Here is a 12738-nt window from a genome sequence, read left to right as displayed (position 1 = left end):
ATGAAGAAAAAAATTCTATTTGTAATGAATGATTTGAATTGTGGTGGTTCTCAAAAATCGCTTATATCATTACTAGAAAGCATTGATTATACATTATATGAGGTTGACTTATTTTTATTTAGTCACATTGGAGTATTTATGAAAGCTATACCTAAAGAAGTCAACTTATTATCAGAGGCACAAGATTATAAATATTTTGATATGTCAATAAAATATGCGTTTAAAGAGTTAATTAGAAAAAAAAAATTTAAAGTATTAACTAATAGGCTTTTATCTTTATTTATTTATAAAACAGAGCATGATAGAACAAAATTAGAACAACGAGTTTGGAAATTTTTAAAGAGTTCACTACCATATAATCACAAAAAATATGATGTTGCAATAGGTTATCAAGAGAAAGATCCTATATATTATGTAGTAGAGAAAACTAACTCTAATATAAAAATAGGATGGATTCATACTGATTATAGTCAAATTAATATTAACCATAAAATAGAAGAGTATTATTTTAATAAATTAGACAATATAGTAACGGTTTCAGAAAATTTAGTTGAAATATTAAGTGAACAATATAAATCAAATAAGAATAAGATTCAATGTATTGAAAATATAATTTCACCAGAAAGTATTAAGATTTTATCCGAAGCTAAGCCTGATATTAAATTTGATAAAAACTATATATCGATAGTATCTATGGGAAGAATAGTAGATGCAAAAGGATATGATATATCTATAAGAACTTGTAAGGAGCTGATAGATAGAGGGAAAAAGATAAAATGGTATATCATAGGCGAAGGTGGAATGAAAGAGTCTTTGATGAAATTAGTTAAAGAATTAAAAATAGAGCAACATTTTATATTTATAGGAGCTAAAGAAAATCCATATCCATATATAAAAATGGCTGATATTTATGTTCAGACATCAAAATTTGAGGGGAAATCAATTGCTGTAGAGGAAGCTAAGATACTTTGTAAACCTATTGTAATTACGAATTTTTCATCAGCAACTAACCATATTAAAAATAATTATAATGGCATTATAACAACAAAAGATTATAAGAATATAGCAAATAGTATAGAAAAAATTATTAAAAATAAAGAATTAAAACAAAAGTTTATTGATAATTTAAGTAAAGAAATATGTGGAAATATGCAGGAAGTAAATAAGTTATATAAAATAATAATCTAATTTTTTAGGAGATAAATATGAGTGTTAAGGTTAGTGTTATTATACCAGTTTATAATGTTGAGAAATATTTGGATGAATGTCTAAATAGTGTGGTAAATCAGACTTTGGATAATTATGAAGTAATAATAATAGATGATGGATCAACAGATAATTCTTTGAAAATTATAAATCAATATAAAGAAAAATATGATTTCATAAAGGTATTTTTATAAACTAATAAAGGTGTTAGCGTAGCAAGGAATAAAGGAGTTAAAGAGGCAAAAGGAGAGTATATATATTTTTTAGATAGTGATGACTATATAGATATAAATACATTAAAAGAATGTTATAAAGTAGCAAGGGAAGATTTGTTGGATATAGTAACCTTTGATGCAAGTTCATTTTATGATAAAGATTATAGTGGGTCATATTTTGATGAATACGATAGAAAGAAAAAGATTGATATTAAAAAGATATATACTGGTGAAGAATTCTTTAATTTAAGCGTAAGTAAAGGAGCATATAGGGTAGTTGTAATGATCTACTTTTATAGTAGAGATTTCTTAAATAAAAATAATATATTTTTTGTGGAAGGAATTACTCTAGAAGATAACTTATATGTATTTGAAACATTGCTAAAAGCAAAATCTATAAAGTATATAAGTAAAGATTTTTATTATAGAAGAATAAGAAAAAACTCTATAATGACAAGTAAAAGAGATTTCTATAATGATATAGAATTACTGAAATATATAGTTAAAGAGGAATATAGAATCTATAAAGAGTGTAAATTTAATAATAAATTAACAAGAGAAAGTATTAACTATGTTATAAGAGATAATTATTATATAATGTTTAGGAAATTAGAAGAAAATATTATGGATAAAGAAAAAAAAGTTGAGATTATAAATCAAATAAAAATTATACTAAAGGATATGAAAAGTATACTAAATAAGGATTTAAAGTTATTAGTTTATAATCCAACGTTATATAAAATTAAATTTAAGATTAAGGAATTAATAAAAAGAAGTATAAGTTGTTAAAATGTAAATATGTGGCAATGATTAGTTAGTGAGAAAAAAAGAAGTCAAAAGTAGATTATTATATATTTTTATGAGGTAGGTATAAATTTATGAGTATGTATGTAACAATATGCACACCAACGTTTAATAGAGCAGAATTATTAGATAAACTTTATATAAGCTTAAAAAAACAAAAATTTATAAATTTTGAATGGTTAATTATTGATGATGGTAGTTTAGATAATACAGAGTATGTAGTTAGTAGTTTTATAGAAGAAAAGCTTATTAATATAAGATATATAAAAAAAAAAAATGGAGGCAAACATACTGCTTTAAATGTTGGGATAGATAATGCAAAAGGAGAATTATTTTGGATTGTTGATTCTGATGATTATATAGTGGAAGGTGCATTAAAATATATATGGGGTAAGTGGAACGAAATAGAGAATAAAGAAGAATTTGCTGGGATTTCTGGTTTAAGAAGATACACTGATGGAAGTATTATTGGAACGAAAGGCGATAATGAGTATATAGATACCGATGTGCTAAGCTATAGATATAAATATAGGATATTAGGTGATAAAGCAGAAGTATATAGAACTGATGTATTAAGAAAGTTTAAGTTTCCAGAATTTAAAGAAGAAAGATATGTAACAGAAGCAGTTGTATGGAATAGAATTGCAAATGAAAATCTTAAATTAAGATTTTTAAATGAAGTTACATATATATGTGAGTACTTAGAGGGAGGATTAACTAATACCTCTGATAAAAATATTATGGAAAGTTGGAAGGGGACAACTTTATACTATAAGGAATTACTTTCATATAGACAGGTACCACTTAAAGATAAGATTTTAAATGGAGCAAGAGCATATTTGCATTATTGTTATGAAAAGGGGATTGGTTTTAAGGGAATATTAAATATTACTAAAAATCCTATTTATATAATATTATCTTGGTTTGTTTATAGTGCCAAGTTAAGCAAGAGAATTATTAGAAGAGGTTATGAGATATGAAAATAATAAATTTTCTACGATATAGAATTAGAAAATTTTTAATGGAAGAAATAACATTAGAGGATCATATAAAAAGGGGAATGATAATTGGTGAAAATTGTTCAATTATGGATGGTTCAACATTTGACTACGGTCATTGTAATCTAATAACAATTGGAAATAATGTAACTATTGCGCCACAAGCATATTTACTAGCACATGATGCTTCAACTAAGAAGGATTTAGGTTATACAAAGATAGGACGTATTGATATAAAAGACAATGTATTTATTGGGGCTAGAGCTTTAATAATGCCAGGTGTAACTGTTGGAGAAAATTCTATAGTAGCAGCAGGTTCAGTTGTAACTAAAGATGTAAAACCTAATACTGTAGTTGCTGGAAATCCTGCAAGAGAAATTATATTAAAAGAAGAATATATTAATAAGAATAAAGAATTATTGGAGAAGAGTCCTAAGTTTTCGTACGACTATTCTAATGCTTCAGATAAATTTAGTGAAGAAATGAAGAATGAGATGAAAGAAAAATTAAAGGATACTAAAGGATATATGGTTTAAAAAAGAGAGGTTAAAAAATGAAAATATTAGTAGGTATAATTATATCTATTATTTTAATTATATTATTAATAGATATAATTCCAATGATGTGTAATTGGATATCAAGAGTACATATTGGAAGATATGATAATGAAGAAGTATGGAAACAAGCTTTAATAAATAGAAGTATAAAGTGGTTAAATAATACTCCTAAAATTAAAGTTACAGATAATACAAGATTAACTATAATTGATAGGTTAAAAGGAAATTATACTAAATCTGCAATTCAACATTGGCAACAAGCTGCTTTAATTTTAGGATTAAATAAATGTGAAGAGAATAATAAAGAAATAGATAAGGCAATTAATAAATATTTAAACAGTCATTTTGATTCTAATGGACAATGGAAAGAAAAACCTAAATTTGTTGATGGAGGAATTTTATCATATGCAATTATGAATTTAGATGGATCAGATAAGTATAAATTATCATTTGATTATATGTATGAATTAATAAAAGAGCTTATAGGTGATGATGGTACAGTTAAGTATAGAAAATCTATGCCTAATTATAGATATGTAGATACCATAGGTTTCATAAGTCCATTTTTAATTAAATATGGGGTAAATTACAATAATAATGAAGCTATAGAATTAGGAGTTAATCAAATTGTTGAATATTTTAAATATGGATTTGATAATGAAAATGTAATTCCATTTCATGCTTATGATATTAAAGAAAAATATAAATTAGGTTTATGTGGATGGGGAAGAGGTCTAGGATGGTTTGCAATAGGAATAATTGATGCCTGGATAGAATTGCCTAATAACAGTAAATATAAAAAAGATTTAGAAGAAGTAATAATTAAATTTGCAAAATCCATAATAAAATTACAACAAGATAATGGTGGATGGGGATGGACAGTTACTAGAAAAGAAACAAGAATCGATTCATCTACAACTGCAACATTAGCTTGGTATTTATTAAATGCATCACAAATAGAAGAGATAAACAATGAGTGTAAGTTAGCATATACAAAAGCAATAAAATACTTAAAGTCAGTTACAAAAAAAAATGGAGCTATAGATTTTTCACAAGGAGATACAAAGGATATTGGAGTTTATTCAATGTTATTTGATATATTACCATTTGCTCAAGGATTTTCATTAAGAAGTATTAATAAAAAAAGGGAGTTATATAATGAGTGGACAATCTAGAACTATAAATTCAATAAAAAATATAATAACTGGTTTTGCTGGTCAATTTGTTCAAACTTTATTTGGATTTATTAATAGAACTATATTTATTAAATTTTTAGCTACTGAATACTTAGGTATAAGTGGATTATTTAGTAATATAATTTCAATGTTATCGTTGGCTGAATTAGGTGTAGGAACGGCTATTATATACGCATTATATAAACCATTAGCTGAAAATAATAAAAAAGAATTAGCGGTATTAATGAAGTTTTATGAAAAAGCATATAGAACTATAGGATGTGTTATAGGAATTATAGGATTAGCTCTAATGCCATTTTTAAATATAATAATAAAGAATGCACCAAAAATTAATGAAAGCTTATATGTATTATATTGCTTATATTTATTTAATACAGTTATATCATATTTTTATTCATATAAAAATTCTATAATAGTAGCAGATCAAAAAAATTATATATCAGCTATAACTAGTTATATAATAAGTATTATTCAAACAGTATTACAAATTTTGGTGTTAGTTATAACGAAAAATTTCTTAGCATATTTAACAGTTCAAACAATTTGTACTATAGCATTTAATATAACTATTTCAAAAATTGCAGATAGATTGTATCCATTTTTAAAAGAAGAAACAAATGATAAGCTTGATATATCAGAAAAAAGAAGCCTAGTAAAAAACATTAAAGCATTAATGATAACAAAGCTAAGTGGCGTATTAGTTAACAATACTGATAATATGATTATTACATATTTTTCAGGATTAGTAACTGTGGGGTTAAGTTCAAATTATACTATGTTAATAGGGATAGTCAATACAATATTAAATCAAATATTTACAGCAATAACTGCAAGTGTTGGAAATTTAAATGCTAAAGAGTCGAAACAGAAGCAAAAATATTTTTTTGAAGTTATGAATTTTGCGAATTTTTGGGTATTTGGTTTTGCAACTATTGCTATAATAGTTTTGATTAATGATGTAATAAATATATGGATAGGAAGTAAGTTTATATTACCTATGAATATAATAATTATATTAGCTATAAATTTTTATATGTTAGGTATGCAAAATGCAGTATGGACATTTAAAAATACAATGGGGCTATTTAGATATGGAAGATATATTTTATTGATTACTGCAGCTTTAAATTTAATATTATCTATGATATTAGGAAAGTATTTTGGACTTTTTGGAATACTTTTAGCAACTGCAATTTCAAGGGGGTTAACTAACACTTGGTATGATCCATATGCTGTATATAGATATGGATTAGAAAGTAAAAGCATACAATACTTTAAAAGATATTTGGAATTTTTTATAATTCTTTTCTTGAATTTATCAGTAACAAGTTTTATATGTAGCTTTATTAATGTAGCTGGAATTATAACATTAATATTAAAGATGATAACTTGTGTAGTTATATCTAATATAGTCTTTATAATTACTTTACGTAAAAAAGAAGAGCTAGCATATTTTAAAAATTTTATTTTTAGAATTATAAATTTGTTGTTTGATAAGATAGTAAAAAATAATAAAGAATTGTCGCATTAGTTGAGAGAAATTAATTAGGTACGACGATTGATTATTATATCACATAGGGGGATATTATGATAAATAAAAATGAGAAAGTTTTTGTATTAATAATATTTATAATAATAGGAGTTTTATTTTATATATTAAATTATTATACACCTTTATATGTAGACGATTATTCGTATTCATTTTCATTTATGGATGGAGGTAAGATTAATAATATAAAAGAGCTATTATTATCTCAAAAAGCTCACTATTTAAGTATGAATGGTAGAAGTATTACACATACGATAGCTCAAATTTTTTTATGCCACCAAAAGACATTTTTTAACTTTTTTAACACTATTATCTACATAAGTCTTATACTTGTGATATATTTTCATTCATATGGAACATTAAAAAATTTCAATTCAAAATGGATATTATTTATATTTTTAATGTTATGGATTATTACACCTAATTTTGGACAGAGTTATTTATGGGTTACTGGTGCATCTAATTATTTATATGGGATTCTTATTATTTTACTTTATTTAATTCCGTTTAGGAAAATTAATAAACAAAATGATAATGAAATAAAGTCACCAATATTAAAATTTTTGATTTTAATATTATATGGATTAATAGGTATAATTGCAGGATGAACCAATGAAAATACAGGAGTTGCATTAATATGTATATCTGTTATGTATTTAATAATGTTTAAAATCAGGGGAATTAAAATAAACTCATTTATGATAAGTGGATTAATAGGGAATTTTATAGGATTTTCACTAATGATTTTTGCACCAGGCCAAAGGAATAGATTAAATAATTCAGGGGGAATAGGAGAGATTTTAGAGCTAATAAAAAGAGGGATGTTTATTTCTATTGAATTAATGAAGTATCTAACACCTATGTTTATATTTTTAGCTATATTACTAATATATTATTATTTTTCTAATAAAAATACTATGAAATTTACAGATATGATAGATGAATTAGCAATAGGAATAATTTTTTTTATAGGTAGTTTAGCTTCAATTTATTCAATGATTGTTTCACCAAGTTTTCCAGAAAGAACATGGTCTGGACCCATTATTCTATTAGTTATTTCACTTGGAAATATATTTTCAAAAATAAAATTTGATAAAAAATATGAAATAGGGACTGTGGTAATACTAAGTATTTTATGTTTATTTTTTAGTACTAGTTATATAGAAGCAATTTTAAAATTAAGACAAACTAGAGTAAGCTTTGATAATAGAGTAGATCAAATTATGTATAAAAAGGATAATAATATAAATGATGTAATTATACCGACAATTATTGGATATTCAAAATATGATTGTTATACGTCTTTTGGAGATTTGTCAAATAATAGTAATGAATGGCCTAATACAGCTATAGCAAAATACTATGGAGTAAAATCAATTAGTAAGGAGAAAGAGTAGGAAAGAAGTAATGAATAAGGTTTTATCAGTTATAATACCAGCATACAACGAAGAGAAAATGATAGCAATAACATCAAAAAAGATATCACAGATTTTAAATGATGCATCTATAGAATATGAGATAATTTTTGTTGATGATGGATCAAAAGATAATACATGGAGTGAAATAATTCAAATATCAAATGAAATTGATAAAATAAATGGAATAAAATTTTCAAAAAATTTTGGAAAAGAGGCTGCTATTTTTGCAGGTTTAGAAAGTGCATCAGGAGAATGTTGCGTGATTATAGATTGTGACTTACAACATCCACCTGAAAAAATAGTTGAGATGTATAGATTGTGGGAAGAGGGATATGAAGTTATTGAAGGAATTAAGGAAGAGAGAGGAAATGAGAGTGTATTTTATAGATATAGTGCAAAATGTTTTTATAATTTAATAAGTAAGGCAACTAATATTGACATGAGGAGATCTTCAGATTTTAAATTATTGGATCGAAAAGCTGTAGATGTAATAATTAATATGAAAGAGAAGGACACATTTTTTAGAGCTTTATCTTCATGGATAGGATTTAATACTATTGGAATTACATTTGATGTAGAGAAAAGAGAAGAAGGAGAATCTAAGTGGTCTAAGTGGGCATTAATTAAATATGCAATTAATAATATTACTACTTTTTCAGCATTTCCAATGCAGGTTGTAACAATATTAGGTGGAATAGTATTTGCAATTTCAATTATTCTAGGTATCCAATCATTATATCATAAAATATTAGGACAAGCATTAGAAGGGTTCACTACAGTAATAATAATTCAGTTGTTTATCGGAAGCGTAATAATGATTAGTTTAGGTATAATTGGTTATTACATTTCTAAGATATATAATCAAATAAAAGAAAGACCACGATATATTATTGCTAATAAGTGTGGAAAGGTAAAGGTAAAATGTTAGTTAAAATATTTGATAAGATATTTTTAAAGTTTATAATAGTAGGTATTATTAACACTATGTTTGGAACAGTTATAATGTTTCTATTTTATAATTTTTTTGATGCTAATTATTGGATTTCATCTGTAGCTAATTATTTTTTTGGAAGTATATTAAGTTATTATTTAAATAACAAATATACTTTTAAAAGCAATAAAAAAGATATAAAAACTTTTGAAAAATTTATAGTTAATATTTGTATTTGCTATTTAATAGCTTATGGAGTTGCAAAGCCATTAATAAGATTAATTTTAATTAATTACAATAAAAGATTTCAAGAAAATATAGCAATGTTAATAGGAATGATTTTATTTGTACTCTTTAACTATATTGGACAACGATTTTTTACATTTAAAGAAAGTAAATAATAGGAATATGTTTATAAGGATAGTGTAAATACACAAAATAATTATACTATCTTTATTCATTGCTAACTAATAATAATTCTTATATTAGTATTACTTTTATAAGAGTCACTAATTAATATATTAGTATCGTTAAGTGAAGAGTTTATAAACTTAACAATATAGTTTTCTATATATTCTTTATAAAATGAAACACCATCAAAAATAATTAGGCTAGAAGGTATATTAAATATACAGTTTTCAAAAGAGCAAGTGCCATTGGGTTTTGCATAAGCATATATAAGGGATTTAGTATTGCTATCAATATTATTAATATTACAATTTTTAAATTGTATATTGGTATTAGTACCTTTAGTATAAGCAAAAGGAGAATAATAAATAAGATTATTTTTTGAATAGTTTAAGGTACAATCTTCAAAGTAAATAATATCATCAGAATTAGCTTGAACATTAGGAATTATAGAAGTATCTTCAAAATTGCAATTTATAAATTTACCACAATAAAAGCCGTTATGATTATTTAATTTTGATTTACCACTAAAAATACAATTTTTAAAATAGTAACTATCTAAGTGACCATTGTTAAATGAGAGTGAGTATCTATTTAAAAAAGATGGATTTGGAATAAGTTTACAGTCAATCATTGTAATATTAGATAAATAACCTAGGAGTTCTGTAGAAATTTTTATTATACAATTAGTATATTTACCATTACTTAATCCACCTAAAGTTGATGCAGTCACTATTCCGGCTAAGGAGCCTATACAAGTATTATTTTTTGATAAGTTATTAGCAACAGTACCATCAGTAAATTTATTATTGTATATCCTATATACACCATGTTTTATTAGTGTATTAACTCCACCGGATTGCAAAGTAATATTAACATTTGAACAGTTTTTAATAATTAAGGATCTCGTGCGTTCCCAAATATAAATTTTTCCACTATTTTGACCATCTACTATGAAATTATGTCCTGCACAAGTTAGAAAATCATTATTTGGATTATCATGAAAATAATTATTTAATATGGTTACATCTTGCATCATATCCCAGCCATCTTCAGCATCGTAGGCACAAGTTGCAGCAGTTTGTCCACATCTTGAAAATTCACAAGATTCAACCAACATATCGTTCATAGCAGATTGAGCTATGCCAACACATCTGCAATTTTCAAATTTTATATTTTTGAATGAGCAATGAGTTGGAATCCTAAAATAATAAAGACATAAACTTGTTGGATAAACTACATTTAATATGGTTATTTTTGCATACTTAGTATTTGAAGGAACACCTATACGACGATATATAAATCCATCAGTAGACTTTATAAATAGTTTATTAGAATCATAGAAGTGGAGAATTATATTCCATGTTCCACAATTATTTCCTTGATATCCTAGATATGCTCCAATAGTTATATAGCCAATAGAAGAATAAATTGATATATCAATAAAATCAGTAGATACTCTTGTTGTTGAGTTAATTGATTCACCAGTTTTTTTATCTATATCCCCAAGTTTAAAAGCATTACCTAATTCCTTAAATGAAGAATAGGTATATCCTAATTTACCATCTCTAGATTTAGCAATTCCATTTCCGGAACCATATCCTGTAATATCTTTAATATTTATATTTTCATATGAGCAATATTTAGTTTCACCACCTAGACTAATGGACATAGGCCATTCTGAGTTATTTGGAGAGTTTTCATAGTCATGACTATAATAATCTCCTTCAAAAGAGCCATTAATTACATGTGAATTAGTAGTATTATTAATTTCAACCATTAATGAACTAGAACCAGCAAATTGATTTTGTTTTAAAGTAGCACCATTCATATCTAAAGTAAATTCAGGTGGGATATAAATTTGTTGTTGATGGTCAATTCTATAAGTTCCAGGTAGTAGTATTGATTTATTATATCCAGCCTCTTTTTTATCATCTAAAAGTTGTTGAATTCCTTTTCTGGTATTAGTACTTTCTCGCAATACTGTATCTTTATCATAATCGCTAGCATATACAACTTGATTTTCTTTCCACCAATTATTTGGATTTCCATCTCCAGTAGTATCAGCAATTATGCAAACATAAGTCTTAGATTTAGGAATAATACTTGATGCAACTTCAATTAAGGCAGTTTTAACAGTAGTACTATTTTTAGTTGTTAATGAAGATAAATCAATAATTTTTTTAACCTCATAATTATCAGTATTCTTAATATTATAAGCCTTTAAGTCATCTTCAGTCATAACATATTCCCTAATTTCAATGTCATCTTGAACTAAGAAAAAATTAAACAATTCATGTGAATTTCTACCGTACTTATCAGTACAAAGAATGGAAAATTTTTGTTCACCCTCATTATTAAAACTACCTAAGCTTACTTGATGATCCCCAGCTTTCAAGTAATGATACAATTTATCATCTTGACCTTCAACTCTAACAGTAACAGTAAAAGTTTCACTATAATCTTCTTCAAGATATTCTTTATAATAGTAATCAGTAATATAGTAATCAATAAACACTTCTTCACCAGGTTTAACTACAGGTTTAATATAATAAGTTGAAATATAAGGCACTTCATTCCAATTTAAATCTTCAGGAATTTCAATTTCATTATATTTAAAAGATATAGTCTGATTAGGATCAGTAGTTGTCAAAGTAGTAGAAATACTAGAATCACCATCAACTTCATAGTTATCAATATATATAGCATCATAAGTATAGCTACCTAATGCTATATTACTTATTGTAGTTGAAGGATGAATCTCAGCTAAGGTAGAGGAATCTAAATATTGAATAGTAATATTACCTGATTTTATAGAATAATTAAAAGAAATTATAGGATTAAGGTTAGTATCATTTAAAGTAACACTTTGGCTAGAATATCCAATAACATCATATCCTTCTAATGATTTAGCAGTATATGAATAGGTTCCTAAAGATAAATTGGAAATTACAGTTGGAGTATCAATTTCATTTAGAGATGAGGAATCAAGATATTTAATAGTGATACTGCCCAATAATTCATTATATTTAAATTCAATTTCTACATCATGGTTAGTATCAGTTAATTCTACTGTTTGAGTAGAATCATTTACTAGGGAGTAGCCAAAGATATCCTTAGAATTGTAGCTATAGGTACCTAACTTTAAATCGGTAAAGGTATCAGTGGCCAATAATTCAGCTAAAGAAGAGTTATCAATATATTTAACAGTTACAGTCCCTAATATTTCTGTATATTTAAAAGTAATTGTTGCATTTGGAGATGATTCTGTTATAGTAACTATTTTTATTTCATTATCATTTAATGAATAGCCAGAAATGTTAATTGCTCCATAGGTATAAGTGACTAAAGTCAAGTTTTCAATAGTTTTGGATTCATAAATATTAGTGCTTGTACTTATATCAACATATTTCAATGTTATTGAACCTTTTACTTCAGTAGATTCACTATTTACTA

At 25.2% G+C, this 12738-nt stretch carries 8 protein-coding genes and 2 pseudogenes; 9 read left to right on the top strand and 1 reads right to left on the bottom strand.

Features of this window, described 5'->3' with window-relative positions:
* The 9 genes and pseudogenes from HCG76_RS04385 (at nt 1) to HCG76_RS04335 (ending at nt 9275) form a co-directional block, all read left to right on the top strand.
* Nucleotides 1-1188 carry a glycosyltransferase gene (locus HCG76_RS04385; RefSeq protein ID WP_221698799.1) on the top strand — a complete coding sequence of 396 codons (1188 nt, stop codon included), beginning with the start codon at nt 1-3 and terminating at the stop codon, nt 1186-1188.
* A gap of 17 nt (nt 1189-1205) precedes the next feature.
* Nucleotides 1206-2210: pseudogene (locus HCG76_RS04375) on the top strand (glycosyltransferase).
* 89 nt (nt 2211-2299) lie between these two features.
* Nucleotides 2300-3205 carry a glycosyltransferase family 2 protein gene (locus HCG76_RS04370; protein WP_221698801.1) on the top strand — a complete coding sequence of 302 codons (906 nt, stop codon included), beginning with the start codon at nt 2300-2302 and terminating at the stop codon, nt 3203-3205.
* Nucleotides 3202-3759, top strand: coding sequence for an acyltransferase (locus HCG76_RS04365; RefSeq protein ID WP_221698802.1), 558 nt, complete (start codon nt 3202-3204; stop codon nt 3757-3759). Before HCG76_RS04370 ends, HCG76_RS04365 begins: the two co-directional genes overlap by 4 nt.
* Before the next feature lie 17 nt (nt 3760-3776).
* On the top strand, nt 3777-4955 hold the full coding sequence (locus tag HCG76_RS04360; protein ID WP_221698803.1) for a glycoside hydrolase family 88 protein: 1179 nt from the start codon (nt 3777-3779) through the stop codon (nt 4953-4955).
* Nucleotides 4939-6507 (top strand): lipopolysaccharide biosynthesis protein, encoded by a 1569-nt coding sequence (locus HCG76_RS04355; RefSeq protein ID WP_221698804.1) that lies wholly within the window; start codon nt 4939-4941, stop codon nt 6505-6507. Before HCG76_RS04360 ends, HCG76_RS04355 begins: the two co-directional genes overlap by 17 nt.
* A gap of 56 nt (nt 6508-6563) precedes the next feature.
* A pseudogene (locus HCG76_RS18960) lies at nt 6564-7922 on the top strand (DUF3329 domain-containing protein).
* A 10-nt stretch (nt 7923-7932) separates the two neighbouring features.
* Nucleotides 7933-8871, top strand: coding sequence for a glycosyltransferase family 2 protein (locus tag HCG76_RS04340; RefSeq protein ID WP_221698807.1), 939 nt, complete (start codon nt 7933-7935; stop codon nt 8869-8871).
* Nucleotides 8865-9275, top strand: a complete 411-nt coding sequence (locus HCG76_RS04335) for a GtrA family protein (protein WP_221698808.1) — start codon at nt 8865-8867, stop codon at nt 9273-9275. Before HCG76_RS04340 ends, HCG76_RS04335 begins: the two co-directional genes overlap by 7 nt.
* Before the next feature lie 62 nt (nt 9276-9337).
* On the opposite strand, the gene HCG76_RS04330 is transcribed toward HCG76_RS04335, so the two are convergent.
* Nucleotides 9338-12697, bottom strand: a complete 3360-nt coding sequence (locus HCG76_RS04330; RefSeq protein ID WP_221698809.1) for a MucBP domain-containing protein — start codon at nt 12695-12697, stop codon at nt 9338-9340.
* Between the last annotated feature and the right edge of the window lie 41 nt (nt 12698-12738).

The organism is Clostridium sp. K13 (genome assembly GCF_019734195.1).
Lineage (GTDB): Bacteria > Bacillota > Clostridia > Clostridiales > Clostridiaceae > Clostridium.
The sequence above is the reverse complement of the archived record's forward strand: the minus strand, read 5'-3'. Positions and strand labels throughout refer to the sequence as shown.